We start from the raw sequence: 22,717 nt of genomic DNA, 5'->3' as shown, positions 1-22,717 counted from the left end.
CAACAAAGAGGAGTGATGGCGATGCAGCCCTTTGACGTGCTGGTAGTGGATGACTCGGTGTTTATGAGAAAAATCATATCCGATCTCATTTCCGACGACCCGGCGTTTCGGGTCGTCGGTACCGCAAGGAACGGCAAAGAAGGCGTAGAGATGGTGAAGCGGCTTAACCCGCACGTCGTTACGCTCGATATCGAAATGCCGGAAATGAACGGCCTGGAAGCGCTGCGTGTCATAATGCAAGAACATCCGGTTCCTGTCATTATGCTCAGCAGCTTGACGCAGGAAGGCGCGCAAGAGACGATTCAGGCGCTGGAGTCCGGCGCTGTCGATTTTGTCGGCAAGCCGTCCGGCTCGATCTCGCTAGATTTGCACAAAGTGAAGCGGCTCCTGCTGGAGAAGCTGCATATGGCGGTAAAAACGAAAGCCAGGCAGTTTGCCAGCCCAATCGCGCCGGCTCCGAAGCTCGCGCCAAGGCCAAAGCCGACACCGAAGCCGGTATTCAAAGCGAAGGAAACGGCGAATGGGAGTGCGGATCCATCCGTACGAGAGCGGACTGCGGGGTTCGAGCATTTGATCGCCATCGGCACGTCAACAGGCGGTCCGCGTGCGCTGCATCAAGTGCTATCGGGTTTTCCGGAGCAGTTTCCCGCGCCGGTGGTCATCGTACAGCATATGCCGCCTAACTTTACCCGATCGCTGGCGCAGCGTCTGGACTCCATCTCGCATTTGCGGGTGGTAGAAGCGGAGAACGGCATGAGTCTGGAGGCGGGGACGGCTTACGTCGCTCCCGGGGGTTACCATATGTGTATCGCCCGCAATGGGGCGCGCGCCTACCGGATTCATTTGACCAAGGAGGACCCTCGGTCCGGCCATCGTCCTTCGGTAGACGTCTTGTTTGAGTCGCTGCTGCCGCTCAAGGAATTGAAGCGCCACGCCGTCCTCATGACGGGCATGGGATCGGACGGAGCCAGAGGGATGCAGGCCTTGAAGCGCTCCGGCGCCGTAACGACGATAGCCGAAGCAGAGAGTACTTGCATCGTATACGGAATGCCGCGTGCAGCCGTCGAACTGAAATGCGTAACGCATATTTTGCCGCAGCAAGATATATGCGGCCATCTGGTACAAACCGTAATCCAGTCATCCTGACAGCGACGATATCCGCATCGGCAGGCTTCGGAGTTCTTGCCACAATAAAATTGATCATTATCGGGGAGCTCGACCTTGGACTCTCCGCTAATCATACATAGCAACGATTATTGACGGAGGTGTGGGTTATATGGAAATGAATCAATACCTGTCGATGTTCATAGACGAATCGAAAGACCATCTGCAGGCGATGAACGAGCATCTGCTCGGGCTGGAGAACAGTCCGGAAGACATTGCTATCGTGCAAAATATATTCCGATCGGCGCATACGCTGAAAGGGATGTCCGCCACGATGGGCTTCGAGGATCTGGCTTCGCTTACGCACGAGATGGAAAACGTGCTGGATCTTGTGCGCAATCATAAATTGGCGATGGATTCATTTATTTTCGACTGCCTGTTCAAAAGTCTGGATGCGCTCGAATCGATGGTGGAAGATATTATTCAAGGCGGCACTGGACAAGCGGACGTTTCCGATATCGTCACCGCGCTCAAATCCGTCGTTTCCGGTGACTATTTGAAAGGCGGCGCCGCGGCTGCCGGAGGCAAAGCGTCGGGGGCAGGTTCTACAGCCAGTGCGGGAGCCGAGTTGGATGAATTTCAATATTCGATCCTGAAGCAGACGATTGAAGCGGGCATGATGGCGATGCGGATCGGCGTAACGGTACGCGAGGATTGCGTGTTGAAAGCGGCACGCGCCTATATGGTATTCAATGTGCTGGAGCAGAACGGGGAGGTCGTTAAAGCGAATCCTCCGGTCGAAGACATCGAACAGGAAAAATTCGACCGTTCGTTCGTCGTGTATTTCGTATCGCAAACGGACTATAACGAGCTGGAGAAGCAGCTGTCGAGCGTCTCCGAAATCGAGCGAGTGGAAATTGCCGTTCTCGACGAGGCGAAGCTGGACGAGTTGATGAAACCGGCTGCCGCGGAAACGAAGCCGTCCGCTCCTTCCGCCTCGCCTGCGGTGCAGCAGGGCAAAGCAGAAACCGCCAAGGCGCCAGAGGCGAAGAAGCCGGCTGCCTCCGGGGGAGCGGCCGTATCGAACCGGACGATCCGTGTCGATATCGATCGCCTGGACACGCTGATGAACTTGTTCAGCGAGCTGCTGATCGACCGGGTTCGCCTGGAGCAGCTTGCCAGCGAAATCCGCAGGAACGAGCTGACGGAAACCGTGGAGCATATGGCGCGCGTCAGCAGCGATTTGCAGAACATTGTGCTGAAATTGCGGATGGTTCCAGTCGACACCGTATTTAACCGGTTCCCAAGGATGATTCGCGACGTGGCCAAATCGCTCGATAAAAAAGTCGATTTGATCATTACCGGCGCGGAAACGGAGCTGGATCGGACGGTGGTCGACGAAATCGGGGATCCGCTAGTGCATCTGCTGCGCAATGCCGTCGACCACGGCGTCGAGCCGACCGCGGAACGGATCAGCGCAGGCAAGCCGGAGACAGGGACGATCCACCTGCGCGCGTTCCACAGCGGCAACCACGTATTTATCGAAATCGAGGAAGACGGACGCGGCGTAAATCACGAGAAAGTATTGAGCAAAGCCATCCAGAACGGCGTCCTGACCAAAGAGCAGGCTTCCCGAATGACCGAAGCCGAGATCACCCAGCTAATCTTCGCGTCGGGCTTCAGCACCGCGGACAAAATTTCCGACATCTCCGGACGCGGCGTCGGCCTGGACGTCGTGAAGACGAAAATCGCAAGCCTCGGCGGTCATGTGGAAGTAACCTCCAAATGGGGCAGAGGCTCCAAGTTTTCCGTACAGCTTCCGCTGACGCTATCGATTATTTCCGCCATGCTGATTCGTCTGGCAGGCGAGAAATACGCGATTCCGCTGACCTCCATCGTCGAGACGATGGCGATCAAAAAAGAGCAGCTTCGCACCGTGCACGGCTCCTTGATGGTCGAGTACCGCAACAGTGTCGTGCCGCTAATTCCGCTGGCCAAGCTGTTCGAGGTGCCGGGCGGCGCAGACAGCGCAGATGGCGAAGATATTCAGCTTGTCATCATCCGCAAAGGGGATAAAATCGCAGCGCTGAAAGTCGACGAGTTTATCGGACAGCAGGAAATCGTACTGAAGTCGCTCGGCAAATATTTAACGGGGCTGTTTGCGATATCCGGCGGTACGATCCTCGGGGACGGGCAAGTGGCGCTCATCATCGATACGAATGCACTGATTAAATAACCGCCTTAACCGGCGATCGAACGATAGTGTATAAGATCAGAAAGTACACGCTTGAACCGGGGGTTCAGCTTTCTGATCTTTCAAGAAAAGCGTCAGCTTGGACACGAAAAGTATCTTCATCGAATAAGCTTCGGTCAGAAGCTATTTCCAATAGGAGGCTGAACCATGGGACAAGAACTGAAAGTAATCGTATTTGCCCTAGCGCATGAGGAATACGGGGTAGAGGTGGACAGCGTCAAAACGATCGAGCGGATGCTGCCGATGACGCGCGTGCCGAAGACACCCGCTTTTGTGAAAGGTGTCATTAATTTGCGCGGCGTTGTGACGCCGGTTATCGACTTGCGGGGGCGTTTCGGTCTGCCGGAAGCCGATTATACCGAGAATACGCGGGTCATCATTGTCTCTGTGGGCGAAATCGAAGTGGGGCTCATCGTCGATTCCGCGAATGACGTTATCGACGTCGATTCGGATACGATCGAAGATCCACCGGAAATTGTGGGCGGCATCAAAGCCAAATATTTGCGGGGCATCGCCAAGGTAGGCGACAGCCGTCTGCTTGTGCTCCTGAACCTGCACGAAGTGCTGAACAAGAGCGAGATCGTTCAATTAGAGCAAATAGAGGGGTAACGCTTTGTGGAAGATATGAACAATTTTGCCGAATTTCATATGGACGTGCTCAAGGAAATCGGAAACATCGGTGCCGGTCATGCAGCTACCGCGTTGTCCAAACTAATGGATAAACCGGTAGATATGCTCGTCCCCAGCGTGCGGATTGTTCCTTTTGAAGAAATTGCAGACAGCGTTGGAGGCCCGGAGCAGGTCGTGATCGCCATTTTCCTCCGGGTCGAGGGTGATACGCCGGGCAATTTATTCTTCATTCTGACGTTCGAATCGTCCAAAAAACTGCTCCGCAGCCTTGCAGGAATCGACGTTGCCGAAGGCGAAGAGTACAGCGAGCTGGAAATATCTGCCCTTGCCGAGATCGGCAACATCCTGGCCGGCTCTTACTTAACGTCGCTGGCCGATTTTACCCGTTTGCAAATGTCACCTACCGTTCCGTCTCTAGCCATCGACATGGCGGGCGCGATATTGAGCTACGGCGTGCTTCAATTCGGACATATGGGAGATCAGGCGCTGCTGATCGATACGAAGTTTTTGGATGGACCGGATGAGATGAAGGGGCATTTCTTCCTCATTCCGGACCCGGAATCGATCGGTAAAATATTCGTTGCCCTTGGTGTGCAGCCATGATCCAGGACAGCTTCATTAAGGTGGGGATGGCTGATTTGAATGTTGCAAGTATGGCCGGCGTGCTCAAAACGACGGGACTCGGCTCTTGTGTCGGGGTTGCTCTGTACGATGCGCACGCCAAAGTAGCCGGTATGGCGCATGTCATGCTGCCGAGCTCGGAGATTGCCAGGGAAGGTGCACTGAATATTGCCAAATACGCGGATACCGCGATTCCCGAGCTGATTCGCCTCATGGAAGCGCTCGGGGCTCAGACGCGGCGGACGGTGGCCAAGCTGGCCGGAGGGGCACAAATGTTCGCCTTTGGCAATCAGACCGACACGATGCGCATCGGTCCACGGAATGTGGAATCGTGCAAAGAACAGCTGCAGCGGTTTGCGATTCCCGTCAAAGGGGAGGATACGGGGGCGAATTACGGACGTACGATCGAATTGGATTGCACGACGGGCGTTCTCTTGATACGCAGCGTACAACACGGAGTGAAGGAATTGTAAACTATGATCGGATCGATTCGATGGAACTTTATTGTGGGCGGCGTCGCATTCATTTTTACGTTTCTTTTGTCAATGAGCAGCAACATTTGGCTGACGACGTTCCTTAGAAGCTTGTACAGCTTTGTGTTCTTGTTTGTTCTTGTCTTCGGATTCCGTTATTTGCTAGGCACATTCGCCGGTTTGAACGGACTTCCCGTTCTTGATAACGAAACGTCCGATGCAGAAGAAGGGAAAGGAACCGCTGTGGACGCGCTGACGCCTGACGAGGAAGAAGAGCTTCATCACCTGCTGAAGCAGTCGATGAATGCGAATGGGGCTTCACCCGGCGTGGAATTCTCGCCTCTGAATCCGCCGAAGCTTACGACCAAAGGGGTTGCGGGACCAGAAGATCTCGCACAGGTCGTCCGACGAATGTCTGAAGAATAAGGGGGGAGTCGACGGGCATGATTGGACAAAAAACTCACTTATCGAATATGGATGTTTGGAAAGCGTGGCGGGAGGAGAGAGATCTTGCTTCGAAGAAGACATTGATCGAAACGTACTTACCGCTTGTCGATTACGTGTCGGGACGGCTTTCCATCGGACTGCCGAAAAACATATCCAAGGAAGACTTAACCAGCTGCGGCGTTATGGGCCTCATCGATGCGATTGAAAAGTTCGATTACCAGCGCGGGCTTCAATTCGAAACGTACGCCTCCTGGCGCATTCGCGGCGCTATGATCGACAGCCTCCGCCAAGGCGATTGGGTGCCGCGATCCGTCCGGGAGAAAGCCAAAAAAATCGAAGAAGCGTACCAGCAGCTGGAACAGCAATATTTGCGATCCGTTACCGACAGCGAGATCAGCGCATACCTCCGCGTCAGCGAGAGCGAGTTTCAGCAGATGGTACAGGATATTGCGGTGACGACCGTGTGCTCGATTGACGAGCCGATCCGCGAGGAAGATTCGGAAACGCGACTGTCCCTCCTGATTGACGAGAAAGCGAAAAACCCCGAGTCGAAAGTAAACGAGTTTTATTTGAAAGAAACGTTGGCCAAAGCCATCGATAAATTGACGGAAAAAGAAAGAACCGTAGTGTCGCTCTTTTATTACGAAGAGTTATCCTTGAGTGAAATCGCCGAAGTCATGAATCTTTCTCCATCCAGAATATCGCAGCTGCACTCCAAAGCGATTTTACGGTTAAGAGGCTCTTTAGGCCGTTACAAGGTGCAGTTGTTTCATGACTAATGGTGTTTAGGAAAGGCGGGGATCAGATGAGCGATTTAGCGATGCCATTGAGCTATTATATGGACATCACGCTCTCGGACGACAAGCTGAAGGCTTATGTGGAATTTATGAATGGGGATCCGTCTCTGCAATTAACCAGAGATCAGCTTGACGATTTCTTGAATTCGTACCATATCGTGTTCGGCCTTGACGAGGAAAAGCTGGATGCGATCGTGAAAGATCCGAAGCCGTTCTTTTTAACGCGCACGCTGATTGCTACCGGCCAGCCGCCTCAGGATGGAAAGGACGGATACATCAAGCTGCTGTACGACCTGGATGACCGTTCCAAAAAACCGGTGGAGCTCAGCGACGGTACGGTTGATTTCAAGGAAGTCACTTCGATTCACAACGTCAGCAAGGGGCAGCTGATCGGCCAGCGGACACCGGCTGCGCAGGGCACCCCGGGACGCGCGGTCACCGGGGAAACGCTGTTTGCCAGGGACGGGAAGGAAGCGCGCTTCAAGCTGGGAAAAAACGTCGTGACCGATCAGGAACAATTGGCGCTTTATGCGGCGATTGACGGCATGGTCACGAAGACGGACCGTGATAAGATCAATGTGTTTCCGATATACGAAGTGAATGGGGATGTAGATTATAAAATTGGCAATATCCAATTCGTCGGCTCGGTCGTCATCCGCGGCAGCGTGCTGACGGGCTTCAAGGTGAAGGCTGCCGGCGATATTCGCATTACGGGTAACGTTGACGGAGGCGAGCTGGAGGCCGGCGGTTCGATCGAGATCACCTCGGGCATACTGGGACATAACAAGAGCGTCATTCGCGCTGGTAAACGGGTGAAATGCTCCTTCATACAGGATGCAACCGTAGAAGCCGACGAAGAGGTGCTGGTGACGCAGAGCATCATGCATTCGCATATCCGGTCCGGCAAAAACGTCATTTGCAAAGGGACGAAGGGTTTGATCGTCGGCGGCATGATTCAGGCGGGGGAGCTGGTTGCGAGCCGAACGATCGGCAACTCGATGTCCACCGTTACCGTCATCGAAGTCGGCGTATTGCCCGAGCTGCGCAACGAGCTGCAGCAGCTGAGGATCACGCTTCGATCGCTCAGCGATAACCTGGACAAAACCGAGAAAGCGCTCACCTTGCTCGACCAGTTGGCGGCAGCCGGACAGCTCGGCCCCGACAAAGTAGCCATGCGGATCAAGCTGAATCATACGAAAAAGCAAGTCGTCGAAGAATTGACGTCGTCCAAAGAACGGATGCTGGAAATCGAAAAATCGCTCGAAGATTCGGACAAAGCGAAAGTCGAAGTGTTCGCCAACGTCTATGGCGGTACGAAGATCGTCATCGGCCGGTACACGAAATTTATTAAAGACACTTCGCCGCGCGTCAAATTTCAGTTAGTTGACGGCGACATCGCGATGCTTCCTTATATATAAGGTATAAAAGTGCACGGTCATCCGGCAGCGGGAGGGATGTTGAGGCATGAGTTTGAAACCGGTCGAATTGCAGTTTGCGATTCACAAAAACGATCAGGCAGGCTTGAAGCAGCATCAGTTGATGCAGAAGCCTGTACAGGATCAGGCGGTTTTATCGGACGCCGCAGACAAAAATACCGTCAAGGAGCGACAAGTGAGCGGGAAGGCGGAAGAGACGGACCGGGCTTCGATCAAAGACGACGGCTCCCGCCAGCAAGAGGGGCGGTCCGGCAAGCGCCGGGAAGCCGAAGCAGCCTCCGAAGACAAGAAATCGCCGCCAGCCGGCGAGCATCCGTATAAGGGGCGTCACATCGATTTATCGCTCTAATTTGCAACGAAACAGGTGAAGCTTGATGGATAAACCATGGGTTTATATTGTATTGTTCGGACTCCTTCTGATCGTGTATGCCAAAATCATGCCGAAGAACGGCGCGCCGGCCGCAAGACGCGATGAACAGATGCTTACCGAGGTGGAAGCGACGATGGATCATTTCGCCGCGGAGCTGGAGGAACAAAACAAAGCGCTCATTCAAATGTTCGGCGATACAAGGAAGGAGTACGAGCAGTATTCCACCATGCTGGCTTCGCGCGTAGAAATGCTGGAGAAGCAAAACGAAAGACTGCAGGGGGAACTCGGTCGGATCGGCGTCCTCCAGGAGCAGCTTCAGCACCGCGGCGGCGTTCTTGAGGTGCAGCCGGAGGCAAGGGGGACCGGACGCTCCGAATCCGCCGGACAAGCCGCCGCGCTGCTCACCGCCGCCTGGTCGGAACAGGAGAGCGCGGCAGCCGAGCCGCCGGAAGCCCCGCTCCACATCAGGGATCGCTACCGCGAACTGCTGCAGCTGTATGAGCAGGGCAGGTCTACGGAGTTCATCGCCAGGAAGCTGAACATGAATAAAGGCGAAGTGAGCCTGATTTTGCAGCTCGCCAAACAGGAGGAGCGGTCGTATGCGCACGAATAAATCGCTTCTTTATGGGCTGGGCACAGGCCTCATTTTGGGTGCCGTCCTGCTGCAGTTGATGAATGCGGCCTCTCCAGGCGGCCACGCCATGCCCGAATCGGCGATTCCGGAGACCACAGTACTAGATTTGGATCAGAAGCAGTTGAAGGAAGCGGCATCCCGCTATTATAAGGTATTCGACAAATCGGAGAAGCTGTACAGCCAGCAGCAGCTGGATTCGGCTGTTCAGCAGAAGCTGAAGGAAGAAAAGGACAAGCTTGCCGCCCAGGCGCCGGCTTCGCCAAAGGAAACGTACATTTATATATCGAGAGGACTTGTCTCCTACCAGGTTGCCGACCTGTTGTACCAAAGCGGCGTCATCACGGACCGCAAGGCGTTCGAGGACGAGATGGTCAAGAAGCAGTTGAACGATAAAATCGTCAGCGGGCTTCATGCGTTCAAGGGACCGCAAAATCTGCAGCAAGTGATTGCCATCATAACGGCGCAGTAAACGATCAGATCCGGTTTTTCGCGGATCTGATCTTTGCTTTCCCGGTGATTCGACATCGTATTCGACAAGGTGTTGCATCCCTATGTCAGTTATGATATATTAATTGACGGTGTTAAAAACCACACGCGAATCAATTCCGGTAAGGGTGCTCCCGTAGGGAGTTTTACCGCGAAGATGCGATTGGCGGAGGAACCCAAAAAACCAAATTAGAGGAGGTGCGTGAGGATGGCAGTTATCTCCATGAAGCAGCTGCTTGAAGCTGGGGTGCACTTCGGTCATCAGACCCGTCGTTGGAACCCGAAAATGGATCGATACATCTTCACTGAAAGAAACGGCATTTACATTATTGACCTGCAAAAGACAGTTAAAAAAGTTGAGGAAGCTTACAACTTTGTTAAGTCGATTGCGGAAGAAAACGGCACGATCCTGTTCGTAGGTACGAAAAAGCAAGCGCAAGATTCCGTTAAGGAAGAAGCTGAGCGCTGCGGCATGTACTACATCAACCAGCGTTGGCTCGGCGGTACGCTGACCAACTTCCAAACGATCCAAAAGCGTATTGATCGTTTGCACGAGCTGGAAAGATGGGAAGAGGACGGCACGTTCGACGTGCTGCCGAAGAAAGAAGTTATCATTCTTCGCAAAGAAAAAGATCGCCTCGAGAAATTCCTTGGCGGTATCTCTCATATGAAAGGTTTGCCTAGCGCGTTGTTCGTCATCGATCCTCGCAAAGAGCGCATCGCTGTTGCGGAAGCTCGCAAGCTCGGTATTCCAATCGTAGGTATTGTTGACACGAACTGCGATCCGGACGAAATCGATTATGTGATTCCGGGTAACGACGACGCGATCCGCGCGGTGAAGCTGCTTACAGCCAAAATCGCCGACGCTGTAATCGAATCGCAGCAAGGTGAGCAAACTACAGCTTAAGCTTGTTCATACAAGAAAGGGTGGTTCAAAGGTGCAAAATCCTTTCACCGCCCTTTTTTAAGGTACATACCATTTTAGAGGAGGCCACATCATGGCAGTAAATGCGGCAGCAGTAAAAGAATTGCGCGAAAAAACAGGGGCAGGCATGCTCGATTGTAAAAAAGCTTTGGAAGAAGCAAACGGCGATCTGACGAAAGCAGCCGAAATTTTGCGTGAAAAAGGGTTGGCGGCAGCGGCGAAAAAAGAAGGCCGTGTTGCGACCGAAGGTTTGATCGAGTCTTACATTCATGCCGGCGGCCGAATCGGCGTATTGGTTGAAGTGAACAGCGAGACCGACTTCGTAGCGAAAAACGAGCAGTTCCGTGAGTTCGTTCGCGACGTCGCGCTGCAAATCGCGGCGGCTAACCCGAAATACATCCGTCGTGAAGAAGTGCCGCAAGAGGCGTTGGACAAAGAACGTGAAATCTTGACGAACCAAGCGCTCAACGAAGGTAAACCGGAGAAAATCGTTGAGAAAATCGTGGAAGGCCGTCTGAGCAAGTACTATGAAGAATACTGCCTGCTCGAGCAGCCGTTCATTAAAGACCCGGATAAAACGATAGAGCAGCTGCTGAAAGAGAAAATCGCAACGATCGGCGAAAACTTGTCGATCCGCCGTTTCGTTCGTTACGAGCTTGGCGAGGGTCTCGAGAAGAAACAAGAAAACTTCGCTGAAGAAGTTATGTCGCAAGTGAAGCTGTAAGCCGAACCTTTTAAATAGATACACAAACAGCGGGAACACCTTAGTGTTCCTTCTTTTTTAAGTCATTCGAATAATGTAGATCACCAGGACACGAACGCTTCGCTAGACTCGCGCACGAGGTGCATCGGGATTCTCCGGTATGGTCTCCTTGAGGAGACAGCGGCGTCGCAGCGGCGAGGCGGGTGATCCTTGGCTTGCGGGCTTGATCGAAATGGAGGTATGTAGGTTGGAACGTCCGAGATTTAAAAGAGTCGTGCTGAAATTAAGCGGGGAAGCATTGGCCGGACAGCAAGGGTACGGGATTGACGCGGAAATGATCTCTACGGTCGCCCAGCAGGTGAAAGAAGTCGTAGACTTGAACGTAGAGGTAGCCATAGTCGTAGGCGGAGGCAACATTTGGCGCGGCATTGCCGGCAGCGCGAAAGGAATCGACCGTGCGACAGCCGATTACATGGGAATGCTGGCAACGGTCATGAACTCGCTGGCGCTTCAAGATGCGCTGGAGTCGATCGACGTACCGACACGCGTGCAAACTTCGATTACGATGCAGCAGGTTGCGGAGCCATATATTCGCAGAAGAGCGATCCGCCATTTGGAGAAAGGCCGCGTCGTCATTTTTGCGGCGGGAACGGGCAATCCGTATTTTTCCACCGACACAACCGCGGCGCTTCGGGCCGCAGAGATCGAAGCGGAGGTCATCCTGATGGCCAAGAACAAAGTGGACGGCGTCTATACGGCCGATCCGTTCAAAGACCCTTCCGCGCAAAAGTTCGAAACGTTGACCTACCTCGAAGTGCTTAACAAAAACTTGGGTGTGATGGATTCGACCGCATCCTCCTTGTGTATGGATAACAACATTCCGCTGATCGTATTCTCCATCACCGAAAGCGGCAATATCAAGCGTGTGGTGCTCGGGGAGAAGATCGGCACAATCGTAAAAGGGAGCGTGTAAACGATGCCGCAATCGATCAAGAAAAATGCCGAAGAACGTATGGATAAAGCGATTGGTTCGCTCAAACGGGAACTGGCCACATTGCGGGCCGGCCGCGCTACGCCGGCGCTGCTTGACCGTGTCCAAGTCGAATACTACGGGTCGATGACGCCTGTGAACCAGCTGGCTAACATCAACACGCCGGACTCGCGGACGCTCATGATTCAGCCTTGGGACAAAAGCTCGGTATCGGCCATCGAAAAGGCGATTATGAAATCGGATCTCGGACTGACGCCTTCGAACGATGGATCTTCGATTCGAATCGTCATTCCGGCATTAACCGAAGAGCGCCGCAGCGAACTTGTCAAAATGACCAAGAAGTTCGGCGAAGAAGCGAAGGTCGCTATCCGCAACATTCGCCGCGATGCCAACGACGAGATCAAGAAGCTGGAGAAGAACGGCATTTCCGAGGACGAATCTCGTCGGCACCAGGAAGACATCCAGAAGTTTACCGACAAATATATCGCTGAAGTTGATAAAGTGCTGCAGGCGAAAGAAAAAGAAATTACAGAAGTGTAAATAAGCAGGAATCCCCCTTTTTGAAGGGGGCTTTTAGTCTTTCCTGATGGGGGATTGGGAATGAAACCTTTCAAAAAATGGTTTGGAAGCAAGACGGAAGGCGATGAGGTCGCCTCGCGGCTTTCTGCAGACAATATTCCGAACCATGTGGCTGTCATTATGGACGGGAACGGCCGATGGGCTCAAAAACGGAGCTTGCCTCGGGTCGCGGGTCACCATTCCGGCATGAAGAACGTAAAAAAAATTACGATGGCTGCGAACAATATCGGGGTGCAGGTGCTGACGCTGTATGCATTTTCTACGGAAAATTGGAAGCGTCCCAAGGAAGAAGTCGATTATTTGATGAAGCTTCCGCTCGAATTTTTTCCGAAAGAAATCGAAGAGCTGATCGCCAATAACGTTCAAATCCGAATGACAGGATGGAAGGAAGGTTTGCCTGATTATACTCTGAAGGCGATCGAGGATGCGATTGATCAAACGAAGCACAATACCGGTCTTATCTTGAATTTTGCGCTCAATTACGGCAGTCGCAAAGAAATGTTAAGCGGCGTTCAAAGACTTGTTCAGGACGCAAAGGATCACAAAATATCGCCTGAGCAAATCGACGAAGCTCTATTTTCTAAATATTTGCTGACAGATCCGCTGCCGGACCCGGATTTGCTCATACGCACAAGCGGGGAGCTGCGAATCAGCAACTTTATGCTGTGGCAGCTGGCTTATTCGGAGCTGTGGTTCACTGAGCTATGCTGGCCCGAGTTTACCCAAGAGCATTTCTATGAAGCGATTCTGGAGTACCAGCGTCGCGCCAGAAGATACGGCGGTTTGTAAAGATGATGGAGGAATCGAATTGAAGCAGCGCATCACAACTGGCATTATCGCAGGGCTCGGATTTTTTATCCTGCTCTATTTGGGCGGTTACTGGTTTGCAGGGCTGATTGCCGCACTGTCCGTCATCGGTTATGACGAATTTCTGCGCATGAATGGACTCAAGAACGGCAAGGCGGTTCAAGTAATCGGCTTCGCCGGTGTCATTCTGCTTACGCTGCCGTGGGGATGGAGCGGCCTGACGGCTGCCCATCTGGCATGGCTGATGATGTTCTTGTTTATGGCCGCGACGGTCATTTCCAAAAATAAGATTACCATCGACCATATCGCAATGGCTTTTTTGGGCGTGCTGTACGTCGGTATCGGCTTCCATTACATGATTGCAACCCGGTGGATTGAAGGCGATGGGATGTTTTGGACGCTTTTTGTGTTTTTTTGCATATGGGCGACCGATTCGGGTGCGTATTTTACCGGTTCGTTTATCGGCAAGACACCGCTGTGGCCGACGATTTCTCCGAAAAAATCAGTGGAAGGCGCCGTCGGCGGGACGGTGCTGTCGATCGTCGTCGCGCTTGTATTCGCTTATTTGCGCCCGGAGCTTGTTTCATACACGCAAGCGGTCTATATCGGCCTGCTCATCGCCGTCGTCGGTCAGATGGGAGATTTGATCCAATCGGCGTATAAGCGCGTCAAGGGGATTAAGGATACAGGGACGCTGCTGCCGGGACACGGCGGCGTGTTAGACCGAACGGACAGTTGGCTGATTGTGTTTCCGTTTTTGCACCTGTTTTCCTTGCTTCCGCACGTTTAATACGACGCCTGAGGTGAATAATGTATGAAAAAAATAAGCATTTTGGGCTCGACCGGCTCCGTTGGCACGCAAACGCTCGATGTCGTCTCGCATCACCCGGAGCTTTTCGCGGTGGAAGGCATCGCGGGCGGCTATAATGTGATGCTGCTGGCGGAGCAGGTGCGCCGCTTTCGCCCCAAAAAGGTTTCCGTTGCAACCAAGGCGCTTGCCGACCAATTAGCCACGCAAATTCCGGCGGGGGTACAGCTGTTCTACGGCCCGGAAGGATTGCTCGAGGTCGCGGCCGGCACGGACGCGGACATGGTCGTCACCGCACTGGTTGGAAGCCAGGGGCTGCAGCCGACGCTGGCCGCCATCGAAGCGGGCAAAGAGATCGGCCTTGCCAACAAGGAAACGCTCGTCAGCGCAGGTCATCTCGTCACGGAGCGCGCCGCCCGGTACGGGGTGAAGCTGCTGCCGATCGACAGCGAGCATTCGGCCATTTTCCAATGCTTGAACGGGGAGTCGCTTGATACGATACATAAGATTACGTTGACAGCCTCCGGCGGCTCCTTCCGGGACCGTACACGAGATGAGCTGAAGGATGTCACCGTAGCCGAGGCACTCCAGCATCCCAACTGGTCGATGGGCGCGAAAATCACGATCGATTCCGCGACGATGGCCAACAAAGGGCTGGAAGTGATCGAGGCGCACTGGCTGTTCGGCCTCGCTTACGATCAGATCGAGGTGCTGATCCACCCGGAGAGCATCATCCATTCTTTCGTTGAATTCAAGGACTACAGCATTATCGCCCAGCTCGGGCTTCCGGATATGCGCGTACCGATTCAATATGCGCTCACGTATCCGCAGCGATTGTCTACGCCTACGGGCCGGCTGCGTCTTTCCGAAGTCGGCAAGCTGCATTTTCGCGAGATGGACTTCGAACGCTTCCCGTGCCTTCGGATGGCGTTTGAGAGCGGCCGGGCCGGAGGCTCCGCACCTTCCGTGTTCAACGCCGCGAACGAAGTCGCCGTCGAACGGTTTTTGCAGGGGGAAATCAAATTTTTGCAGATCGAGGATGTCATCGCAAGAACATTGGACAAGCATGAGACGGTCGATTCCCCTGAACTGGAGCAAATCATCGAAATCGACCGGTGGGCTAGGCAAACTGCGACGATCGCTTGATCGCGCATTGATTTTTGCGATCGGAGGAAGTATGTTTTTGGCGGCCCCACAATATGTTCATAACAATGGGTCAACTTGTATTCCCCGCGGCATTAATGTTAATCTTAAGAAAAGCCGCGCCCAGGCAGCAAATGACTGATCTGATCGTGAACATTTCGGGCTTAAGGAGGCCGCAAAGCATTGGCTACAGTACAGAATATATTGCAAATTGTACTTTTGTTTTTTGTGCTCGTCTCGATCCATGAGTGGGGCCATTATTATTTCGCCAAGCGCGCGGGCATATTGGTGCGGGAATTCGCCATCGGCTTCGGACCGAAGCTGTTTTCGTTCGTTCGAGGGGAAACCCGATATACGCTCCGGTTGTTGCCGATCGGCGGCTTTGTCAGAATGGCCGGAGAAGATCCGGAAATTGTGCAGATCAATCCGGGTCAGCGCATCGCCGTCGCTTTAAGCGATAACCAGGTAACCCGCATTTATTTGAATGAGTTCGACAGCAGGAGCAATGTCATTGAAGGCGTTGTCGAGCAGATTGATTTGGAGAAAGAGCTGTTTATCCGCATGGACGTCGACGGCGTGATCGAGAGGTATGCCGTCCATCCGCAGGCTTTCATGGTCGCCAAGGACAAGGAAACGCAGATTGCTCCTTGGAACCGGCAGTTCGGCAGTAAGACGGTAGGGCAGCGGGCGCTGTCCATTTTCGCCGGGCCGATGATGAACTTCATCCTCGCCTTTGTGTTATTCGTCACGGTCGTATTTGTCGCCGGCGTTCCGGACAAAGTGAAAATTCAAGAAACGTCCGCCGGCATGCCTGCACAAAAATCGGGTCTGCAAGCCGGAGATATTATTTTGAGCGTGGACGGCGAATCGATCGGAGCGAATCAAAGCAAGCTGACCCAGCTCATTAAGAAGTCTCCGAACAAGACGATGGTCTGGGTGGTGGAGCGGAACAAGGAGCAGCTGCAAAAAGAAGTGAAGCCGGAGCTGATCGACGGGACGATTCGCGTCGGGGTCATTCTCGTTCCGCAGACGCGGCCCGCTACGCTCACGGAAGGTTTTACGAACGGCTGGCACAGCTTGACGTCCGCAACGATGATCATTTTGGACGGCTTCAGGCAGCTCGCCACGCTTCAGGTTAAGATGGACGATCTCGGCGGACCGGTTCGCATCGTCGAGTTCACGAGCGAGCAGGCAAGCGCCGGACTCGCGCAATACATTACGTGGACCGCGATCATGAGCTTGTACCTTGGATTGTTCAACCTGCTTCCGATTCCCGCGCTCGACGGCAGTCGGCTCGTGTTTTTGCTGCTGGAAGCGCTCCGCGGCAAGCCGGTCGATCCGAACCGGGAAAGCATGGTGCATTTCGTCGGCTTCGCGATGCTGATGCTCCTGATGATTGCCGTAACGTATAACGATATATTAAGATTGATTAAAGGGTAATTGAGTTGCCGTCAGTAGGGGGATAACGATGTCGAACGAAAAGCAGTTTGTTAAGGAAATAACGCCGCAGAGCGAGGACTTTTCGCGCTGGTATATCGATGTGATCAAGAAAGCGGATCTGATGAGCTACTCGCCGGTCCGCGGCTGCATCGTGTTCAAGCCGGACGGCTATGAGCTGTGGGAGAACATTCAGCGGGAGCTGGATTCCCGGTTTAAGGAAACGGGGCATCGCAACGCGTATTTCCCGCTCTTCATCCCGGAAAGCTTCTTCCAGAAGGAGAAGGAGCACGTCGAAGGGTTCAATCCGGAGCTGCCATGGGTAACCGAGGCGGGCGGTGAGAAGCTGGAGGAGCGTCTGGCGATTCGCCCGACGTCGGAGACGATGATCGGCCATATGTACGCCGAATGGATCAACTCATACCGCGATCTGCCGCTGCTGATCAATCAGTGGGCCAATGTCGTTCGCTGGGAGAAGCGCACGCTGCCGTTTTTACGCACGAGCGAGTTCTTGTGGCAGGAAGGCCATACGGCACATGAGGATGAGGCGGACGCACGCAAAGAAACGATGCAGATGCTGGACATTTACCGCGATTTTGCCGAGAACTTCCTTGCAATTCCGGTCATCATGGGGCAGAAGACGCCTTCGGAGAAATTCGCCGGCGCGGTCGATACGTATTCGATCGAAGCGATGATGAAGGACGGCAAAGCGGTACAGGCGGGTACCTCCCATTATCTGGGTACGAACTTCGCCGTAGCGTTCGACATCAAATATTTGGACCGCGAAAACCAGCATCAGTTTTGCCATACGACGTCGTGGGGCGTCAGCACCCGCCTGATCGGCGCGCTGATCATGATTCACGGCGACGATCGCGGACTGGCGCTTCCGCCAAAAGTGGCGCCGACGCAGGTCATCATGATCCCGATCGGACCGCCAAAGACGCGCGAGCAGGTGGTTGGCCGCGTGGGCGAGCTGCATGCGCAGCTTAAGCAGGCTGGCGTACGGGTCAAAGTGGACGACCGTCCGGATCAAAGCCCGGGTTGGAAATTCAACGAGTATGAGATGCGCGGCGTACCGGTTCGGGTGGAACTTGGACCGCGTGACATGGAGAATGGACAGGTCGTGCTCGTATCCCGCATTACCGGGGAGAAACGTGTCGTACCGCAGTACAAATTTGTGGAAGAAGTGCAAAAACTGTTGACGGAAACGCAGCAGGAAATGTATGATCGAGCCAAGAAGTTTCGCGATGAGAATTTGACCGAGGCGGACACGCTGGACGAGTTCAAGGCGTTTCTGGAAGAAAAGCGCGGCTTCGCGCTTGCCGGATGGTGCGGATCGGACGCTTGCGAGGCGCAGGTGAAGAACGAAACGGGAGCGACGAGCCGGAACATTCCGTTCAAGCCGGAAGCGACCAAATCGAAGTGTCTGGTATGCGGGGAAGAAGCGAAGCATACGGTCGTGTTCGGCCGAGCTTACTAAGATTACATAAAGGGCAAAAACGGGAAGGACGTTACAGCCGTTCCAACAACGCTAGCGTTGGCGGTTGTCGACATCATCGATTCCATTTTGCCCTTTCCTTGTCTTAGGACGGACGCGTAACATATTCGTGAATTCGTCGCGGATGAGTTCATGGCGGAGACAGGATCGAAAATGGGCGGTCCTGTTTGCCGATTATGGGGAGGATCGGGATGAGCAATAGCAATTCGGCGCAAAAGCGGGACCGGTTTGAAATGCTGATGCATCAGGCCGGGGTGCCGGAGGACGTCGTGCAGTCTTTTTTCTCGGACGGGTATATCGACAAAGTGGAAACAAGCCGCAAAAACAAAGAGTGGACGTTCTATATCGTTAAAAGCCAAATTGTGCCCAGCGGCGTTTATCGTTCGTTCTGCAAAATGATTCGGGAAAAATATGCCCACATCGCGATGATACGGTTCGTGCTGCAATACACGAGCGACGTCAAGCATGATGAAGTCGCGCATGAATATTGGGATATGTTCCTCGAATGGGTGCAGCGAGAAGCGGCATCGATCAACGGCTGGATGACCAAAGCGAAGATCGACGTACAGGGCAACATCCTGACGCTGCATTTGCTCGATACGATCGGGCTGGAGCTGGCCAAGAAAAAAAATATCGGGCAATGGATTCAAAATTACTTTCTCAATTATTTCGGCGTCGAGTTCATCGTGAAATATACCGTGGACGCCGCACGGGAAGAAGAGTTCGTCAAATTCGCCAAGAAGATCGAGCAGGAAGAAAAAGAAGTGACGAGTGTCATCATGACGGCGGTAGAAGCGGAGAACGATGCCGCAGCGCAGCAGGATGATGCGGAAGTGAAGCTGATGGCCGGGTACGACATCAAGGAACAAGCCGTGCCGCTGCAAGACGTGAAAGACGAGGAAAAGAAAATTACGATACAAGGGACCGTGTTCGGCCTGGATTCGAAAGAGCTTCGAAACGGCAGCACCTTGTTTACGTTCAATATAACCGATTTCTCCGACTCGTTGTCGGTGAAAGTATTTGCCAAGACGAAAGAAGACGTCAAAATTTACAGTCTGATCAAAAACGGCACTTGGCTGAAGCTGCGCGGCCGAGTGGAATATGATCGCTTTATGCAAATTCCCGAGCTGGTCATGATCCCTTCGGACGTAAATGAGATTATGGCTCCGCCGGAGCGCAGGGACAACGCCGAAGAAAAGCGCGTCGAATTCCACCTGCATACGACAATGAGCCCAATGGACGGCATCACGTCGGTAGACCAGTATATCAAGACGGCAGCCCAGTGGGGGCATAAGGCGATTGCCATTACGGACCACGGCGGCATACAGAGCTTCCCGGAAGCGAACCATGCGGCGCATAAGCATCATATTAAAGTCATTTACGGTGTCGAAGCGAACATCGTCAACGATTCGGTGCAGGTCGTCATGAACGGGGCCCCGATACCGCTTGGCGATGCGGAGTATGTCGTCTTCGATATTGAGACGACGGGGCTTTCCGTCACGAGCAACAAAATTATCGAAATAGCCGGCGTCAAGATGAAGGAAGGCAAAGAAGTCGGAAGGTTCGCTTCGTTCATCAACCCGCATGAGCGGATTCCTTATCACATTCAGCAGCTGACCAACATCAACGACGATATGGTCAGAGACGCGCCGGAATTGGCGGAGATGCTGCCCAAATTTATCGAATTTGTCGGCGATAGCATCCTGGTGGCGCACAACGCCCGATTCGATATCGGGTTCATCCAAGCGAACTGCAAGCAGCTCGGCTTGCCCGAGGTGCCAAATCCGGTGCTGGATACGCTGGAGCTGGCGAGACTGCTGTTCCCGACGATGAAAAACCACCGTCTGAATACGCTGGCCGACAAATTCAAGGTCAGTCTTGAAAATCATCACCGTGCGATCGACGACTCCATCGCGCTTGGTCACGTCTTGTATCATTTGCTGAAGGACGCCGGCGATCGCGGCTATGCGACACTGGAACAGTTGAACGATCAGGTCGGCAAAAATCTCAATACACAACGGCCGTTTCACAGCTGCATTTATGCCAAGAATATGACCGGCAAGAAAAATTTGTACACACTCATCTCGCTTTCGCATACGGAATATTTCCATCGCGAGCCTCGCATACCCAAGAGCAAGCTGACGGAGATGCGCGAAGGCTTGATCATATCTTCCGGCTGCGAGAAGGGCGAGTTTTTCGAAACCGTGCTGAACAAGTCAGTCGAAGAGGCGGAGCTGGTGGCCGAATTTTACGACGTGCTCGAAATTCAGCCGACCTGCGTCAATATGCATCTGGTGGATAAAGGGCTTGTCGGCAGCCCTGCCCAGCTGGAGGACGCGAACCGGAAAATTATCGAAATTGGCCGGAAGCTCGGCAAGCCGGTCATCGCTACGGGGAATGTGCACTACTTGCACCCGCGTGAAAAAATTAGCCGTGACATCACGATACACGGCATTACCGGATTCAGCCCGTTGAAAGATATCCGCAAGCCGGATGTTCATTTCCGCACGACGAAAGAGATGCTCGAGGAGTTTCGCTATTTGGGCGAGCAAACCGCTTATGAAGTCGTCATAAAAAATACGTCCGAGCTGGCCGATCAATTCGAGGAGCTGGAGTTGTTCCCGACCAAGGGCGGTCCGACGGACAACGGGTTGTTCACGCCGATCTTCGATGGCGCCGACGAAGAAATTCGCAGTACGTGCTACGAAACGGCCAAGTCGATCTACGGTGAACCGCTGCCGGAAGTCATTTCGGCCAGGCTGGAGAAGGAGCTTGTGCCGATTATCAAATACGGGTTCTCCGCGAACTATTTGATTTCGGAGAAGCTCGTGAAAAAATCGAACGCGGACGGTTACCTCGTCGGCTCGCGGGGATCGGTCGGCTCTTCGGTTGTCGCGACATTCCTCGGCATTTCCGAGGTTAATCCGCTCCCGCCGCATTATATTTGCAAGTCTTGCAAGCACAGCGATTGGATACTCGACGGCTCCGTCCCAAGCGGTTTCGACTTGCCGGATAAAGTTTGTCCGAACTGCGGTGAGAAATTGAAGGGCGAAGGCCAGGACATACCGTTCGAAACGTTCCTTGGCTTTAAAGGCGACAAGGTGCCCGATATCGATCTTAACTTTTCCGGGGAGTACCAGCCGCACGCCCATAATTACACCAAAGTGCTGTTCGGTGAGAAACAGGTATTCCGTGCAGGGACGATCGGTACGGTCGCGGAGAAGACAGCATTCGGCTTCGTGAAAAAATACGAGGAAGATCAAGGCAAGAAGTGGCGCGGCGCCGAGCTGAGCCGTCTGGCTCTCGGCTGCACCGGCGTCAAGCGGAGTACCGGCCAGCATCCGGGCGGCATCGTCGTTGTGCCGGATTACATCGATGTGAATGAAATCACGCCGGTACAGTATCCGGCCGACGATACGAGCTCAGAGTGGATGACGACGCACTTCGATTACCATGCCTTCGATGCGAATCTGCTCAAGCTCGATATTCTCGGGCACGATGATCCGACGATGATGCGGATGCTGCAGGACTTGACCGGTGTCGATCCGACGACGATTCCGATGAACGACCCGAAGGTCATGAGCATGTTCAACTCGGTCGACTCGCTCGGTGTAACGCCGCAGCAAATCCGGACGACGGTTGCAACCTACGGCGTTCCCGAGATGGGAACGAAGTTCGTACGGCAAATGCTTGAGGAAGCGAAGCCGTCCAGCTTCGCCGACTTGCTGCAGATTTCCGGGCTTTCCCACGGAACCGGCGTCTGGCTCGACAATGCGCAGGAACTGATCAAGAAAGGCATTTGTACGATCAAGACCGTGATCGGGTGCCGCGACGATATTATGCTGTATTTGATTTATAAAGCAGGCATGGATGCGGCGCTGGCGTTCAAAATTACGGAAAGCGTGCGGAAAGGGAAAGGACTCACGGACGAGTGGAAAGAGGAAATGAAGAAATGCAACGTGCCCCTCTGGTACATCGATTCGTGCGAGAAAATCCAGTACATGTTCCCGAAGGCGCACGCCTCGGCTTATGTTATTTCCGCCGTGCGCACCGCTTACTTTAAGCTGTATCATCCGATTGCTTATTACGCGACTTACTTTTCGGTTCGCGCCACCGATTTCGAGCTCGACGTGCTGTGCCAAGGTTATGACGCGATTTTGCGCAGGCTGGTCGAAATCGAGGAGAAAGGGTTCCAGGCGCTGCCGAAAGAGAAAAATATGATTTCGATCTTCGAGATGGCGCTGGAAATGACGGCGCGGGGGTTTTCGTTCAAAAGCATCGATCTGTACAAATCGGATGCGACTAAGTTTTTGATCGACGGCGATTCGCTCATCCCGCCATTTTCCGCACTGGCCGGGATCGGGGAAAATGCGGCCAAAAATATTGCTGACGCGAAAGACGACGGTTCGTTCCTCTCTATCGAGGATTTTCAGAAGAGGAGCAAAGCGTCGAAGACCATCATCGAACTGCTCGGCGGCATGGGCTGCTTCCGCGGGCTTCCGGAGTCGAATCAGCTGTCGCTGTTTTAGCGGCTTCGTGCCCAAAGACCGGCACAATGACGCGATTGGCTAATC

21 protein-coding genes are annotated in these 22,717 nt (G+C 53.6%); all 21 read left to right on the top strand.

Annotated elements, in window-relative coordinates; translation table 11 throughout:
* Nucleotides 1-21 precede the first annotated feature (21 nt).
* The 21 genes from KXG62_RS02685 to KXG62_RS02585 all read left to right on the top strand — a co-directional run bounded on the left by KXG62_RS02685 (nucleotide 22) and on the right by KXG62_RS02585 (nucleotide 22,672).
* Nucleotides 22-1,146 (top strand): protein-glutamate methylesterase/protein-glutamine glutaminase, encoded by a 1,125-nt coding sequence (locus KXG62_RS02685; RefSeq protein WP_218090383.1) that lies wholly within the window; start codon nucleotides 22-24, stop codon nucleotides 1,144-1,146.
* A 130-nt stretch (nucleotides 1,147-1,276) separates the two neighbouring features.
* On the top strand, nucleotides 1,277-3,340 hold the full coding sequence (locus KXG62_RS02680; protein ID WP_218090382.1) for a chemotaxis protein CheA: 2,064 nt from the start codon (nucleotides 1,277-1,279) through the stop codon (nucleotides 3,338-3,340).
* A gap of 165 nt (nucleotides 3,341-3,505) precedes the next feature.
* Entirely contained in the window at nucleotides 3,506-3,967 is a 462-nt protein-coding gene (locus tag KXG62_RS02675) for a chemotaxis protein CheW (RefSeq protein WP_218090381.1), read from the top strand.
* 15 nt (nucleotides 3,968-3,982) lie between these two features.
* On the top strand, nucleotides 3,983-4,591 hold the full coding sequence (locus tag KXG62_RS02670) for a chemotaxis protein CheC (protein WP_218090704.1): 609 nt from the start codon (nucleotides 3,983-3,985) through the stop codon (nucleotides 4,589-4,591).
* Nucleotides 4,588-5,082 carry a chemotaxis protein CheD gene (locus KXG62_RS02665; RefSeq protein WP_218090380.1) on the top strand — a complete coding sequence of 165 codons (495 nt, stop codon included), beginning with the start codon at nucleotides 4,588-4,590 and terminating at the stop codon, nucleotides 5,080-5,082. The genes KXG62_RS02670 and KXG62_RS02665 overlap by 4 nt, the downstream gene beginning before the upstream one ends.
* A gap of 3 nt (nucleotides 5,083-5,085) precedes the next feature.
* Nucleotides 5,086-5,508 (top strand): hypothetical protein, encoded by a 423-nt coding sequence (locus KXG62_RS02660; protein WP_218090379.1) that lies wholly within the window; start codon nucleotides 5,086-5,088, stop codon nucleotides 5,506-5,508.
* Nucleotides 5,509-5,525: 17 nt separating this feature from the next.
* The gene (locus KXG62_RS02655) at nucleotides 5,526-6,308 is read left to right on the top strand and encodes a FliA/WhiG family RNA polymerase sigma factor (protein ID WP_218090378.1); all 783 of its coding nucleotides are present in this window, start codon (nucleotides 5,526-5,528) and stop codon (nucleotides 6,306-6,308) included.
* 26 nt (nucleotides 6,309-6,334) lie between these two features.
* Nucleotides 6,335-7,744 (top strand): flagellar assembly protein A, encoded by a 1,410-nt coding sequence (locus KXG62_RS02650; protein ID WP_218090377.1) that lies wholly within the window; start codon nucleotides 6,335-6,337, stop codon nucleotides 7,742-7,744.
* A 46-nt stretch (nucleotides 7,745-7,790) separates the two neighbouring features.
* Complete coding sequence (locus tag KXG62_RS02645) at nucleotides 7,791-8,111, top strand: hypothetical protein (RefSeq protein ID WP_218090376.1); 321 nt, start codon at nucleotides 7,791-7,793, stop codon at nucleotides 8,109-8,111.
* A gap of 25 nt (nucleotides 8,112-8,136) precedes the next feature.
* On the top strand, nucleotides 8,137-8,745 hold the full coding sequence (locus tag KXG62_RS02640; protein WP_218090375.1) for a DUF6115 domain-containing protein: 609 nt from the start codon (nucleotides 8,137-8,139) through the stop codon (nucleotides 8,743-8,745).
* The gene (locus tag KXG62_RS02635; protein WP_218090374.1) at nucleotides 8,732-9,235 is read left to right on the top strand and encodes an endolytic transglycosylase MltG; all 504 of its coding nucleotides are present in this window, start codon (nucleotides 8,732-8,734) and stop codon (nucleotides 9,233-9,235) included. The genes KXG62_RS02640 and KXG62_RS02635 overlap by 14 nt, the downstream gene beginning before the upstream one ends.
* A gap of 225 nt (nucleotides 9,236-9,460) precedes the next feature.
* Nucleotides 9,461-10,159 (top strand): 30S ribosomal protein S2, encoded by a 699-nt coding sequence (gene rpsB / locus KXG62_RS02630; protein WP_218090373.1) that lies wholly within the window; start codon nucleotides 9,461-9,463, stop codon nucleotides 10,157-10,159.
* Nucleotides 10,160-10,250: 91 nt separating this feature from the next.
* On the top strand, nucleotides 10,251-10,901 hold the full coding sequence (gene tsf / locus KXG62_RS02625; RefSeq protein WP_218090372.1) for a translation elongation factor Ts: 651 nt from the start codon (nucleotides 10,251-10,253) through the stop codon (nucleotides 10,899-10,901).
* A 226-nt stretch (nucleotides 10,902-11,127) separates the two neighbouring features.
* Nucleotides 11,128-11,853, top strand: coding sequence for a UMP kinase (gene pyrH / locus KXG62_RS02620; RefSeq protein WP_218090371.1), 726 nt, complete (start codon nucleotides 11,128-11,130; stop codon nucleotides 11,851-11,853).
* 3 nt (nucleotides 11,854-11,856) lie between these two features.
* Complete coding sequence (gene frr / locus KXG62_RS02615; protein WP_218090370.1) at nucleotides 11,857-12,411, top strand: ribosome recycling factor; 555 nt, start codon at nucleotides 11,857-11,859, stop codon at nucleotides 12,409-12,411.
* A gap of 60 nt (nucleotides 12,412-12,471) precedes the next feature.
* Complete coding sequence (uppS, locus tag KXG62_RS02610; RefSeq protein ID WP_218090369.1) at nucleotides 12,472-13,239, top strand: undecaprenyl pyrophosphate synthase; 768 nt, start codon at nucleotides 12,472-12,474, stop codon at nucleotides 13,237-13,239.
* 19 nt (nucleotides 13,240-13,258) lie between these two features.
* Nucleotides 13,259-14,047 carry a phosphatidate cytidylyltransferase gene (locus KXG62_RS02605; protein WP_218090368.1) on the top strand — a complete coding sequence of 263 codons (789 nt, stop codon included), beginning with the start codon at nucleotides 13,259-13,261 and terminating at the stop codon, nucleotides 14,045-14,047.
* Nucleotides 14,048-14,071: 24 nt separating this feature from the next.
* Complete coding sequence (locus KXG62_RS02600) at nucleotides 14,072-15,211, top strand: 1-deoxy-D-xylulose-5-phosphate reductoisomerase (RefSeq protein WP_218090367.1); 1,140 nt, start codon at nucleotides 14,072-14,074, stop codon at nucleotides 15,209-15,211.
* Between the two features lie 180 nt (nucleotides 15,212-15,391).
* The gene (rseP, locus tag KXG62_RS02595; protein ID WP_218090366.1) at nucleotides 15,392-16,648 is read left to right on the top strand and encodes an RIP metalloprotease RseP; all 1,257 of its coding nucleotides are present in this window, start codon (nucleotides 15,392-15,394) and stop codon (nucleotides 16,646-16,648) included.
* A 28-nt stretch (nucleotides 16,649-16,676) separates the two neighbouring features.
* Nucleotides 16,677-18,125 (top strand): proline--tRNA ligase, encoded by a 1,449-nt coding sequence (gene proS, locus KXG62_RS02590; RefSeq protein ID WP_218090365.1) that lies wholly within the window; start codon nucleotides 16,677-16,679, stop codon nucleotides 18,123-18,125.
* 209 nt (nucleotides 18,126-18,334) lie between these two features.
* Nucleotides 18,335-22,672: a PolC-type DNA polymerase III gene (locus tag KXG62_RS02585; protein ID WP_218090364.1), complete on the top strand. Its 4,338-nt coding sequence runs from the start codon at nucleotides 18,335-18,337 to the stop codon at nucleotides 22,670-22,672.
* Nucleotides 22,673-22,717 lie beyond the last annotated feature (45 nt).

The sequence above is a fragment of the Paenibacillus solanacearum genome, assembly GCF_910593845.1.
Classification (GTDB): domain Bacteria; phylum Bacillota; class Bacilli; order Paenibacillales; family NBRC-103111; genus Paenibacillus_G; species Paenibacillus_G solanacearum.
The sequence above is the reverse complement of the archived record's forward strand: the minus strand, read 5'-3'. Positions and strand labels throughout refer to the sequence as shown.

Bases quoted from the DNA above. Each gene is read 5' to 3' on its own strand.
- KXG62_RS02685 (WP_218090383.1), top strand. From the start codon at position 22: ATGCAGCCCTTTGACGTGCTGGTAGTGGATGACTCGGTGTTTATGAGA.
- KXG62_RS02680 (WP_218090382.1), top strand. From the start codon at position 1,277: ATGGAAATGAATCAATACCTGTCGATGTTCATAGACGAATCGAAAGAC.
- KXG62_RS02675 (WP_218090381.1), top strand. From the start codon at position 3,506: ATGGGACAAGAACTGAAAGTAATCGTATTTGCCCTAGCGCATGAGGAA.
- KXG62_RS02670 (WP_218090704.1), top strand. From the start codon at position 3,983: ATGAACAATTTTGCCGAATTTCATATGGACGTGCTCAAGGAAATCGGA.
- KXG62_RS02665 (WP_218090380.1), top strand. From the start codon at position 4,588: ATGATCCAGGACAGCTTCATTAAGGTGGGGATGGCTGATTTGAATGTT.
- KXG62_RS02660 (WP_218090379.1), top strand. From the start codon at position 5,086: ATGATCGGATCGATTCGATGGAACTTTATTGTGGGCGGCGTCGCATTC.
- KXG62_RS02655 (WP_218090378.1), top strand. From the start codon at position 5,526: ATGATTGGACAAAAAACTCACTTATCGAATATGGATGTTTGGAAAGCG.
- KXG62_RS02650 (WP_218090377.1), top strand. From the start codon at position 6,335: ATGAGCGATTTAGCGATGCCATTGAGCTATTATATGGACATCACGCTC.
- KXG62_RS02645 (WP_218090376.1), top strand. From the start codon at position 7,791: ATGAGTTTGAAACCGGTCGAATTGCAGTTTGCGATTCACAAAAACGAT.
- KXG62_RS02640 (WP_218090375.1), top strand. From the start codon at position 8,137: ATGGATAAACCATGGGTTTATATTGTATTGTTCGGACTCCTTCTGATC.
- KXG62_RS02635 (WP_218090374.1), top strand. From the start codon at position 8,732: ATGCGCACGAATAAATCGCTTCTTTATGGGCTGGGCACAGGCCTCATT.
- rpsB (WP_218090373.1), top strand. From the start codon at position 9,461: ATGGCAGTTATCTCCATGAAGCAGCTGCTTGAAGCTGGGGTGCACTTC.
- tsf (WP_218090372.1), top strand. From the start codon at position 10,251: ATGGCAGTAAATGCGGCAGCAGTAAAAGAATTGCGCGAAAAAACAGGG.
- frr (WP_218090370.1), top strand. From the start codon at position 11,857: ATGCCGCAATCGATCAAGAAAAATGCCGAAGAACGTATGGATAAAGCG.
- uppS (WP_218090369.1), top strand. From the start codon at position 12,472: ATGAAACCTTTCAAAAAATGGTTTGGAAGCAAGACGGAAGGCGATGAG.
- KXG62_RS02600 (WP_218090367.1), top strand. From the start codon at position 14,072: ATGAAAAAAATAAGCATTTTGGGCTCGACCGGCTCCGTTGGCACGCAA.
- proS (WP_218090365.1), top strand. From the start codon at position 16,677: ATGTCGAACGAAAAGCAGTTTGTTAAGGAAATAACGCCGCAGAGCGAG.
- KXG62_RS02585 (WP_218090364.1), top strand. From the start codon at position 18,335: ATGAGCAATAGCAATTCGGCGCAAAAGCGGGACCGGTTTGAAATGCTG.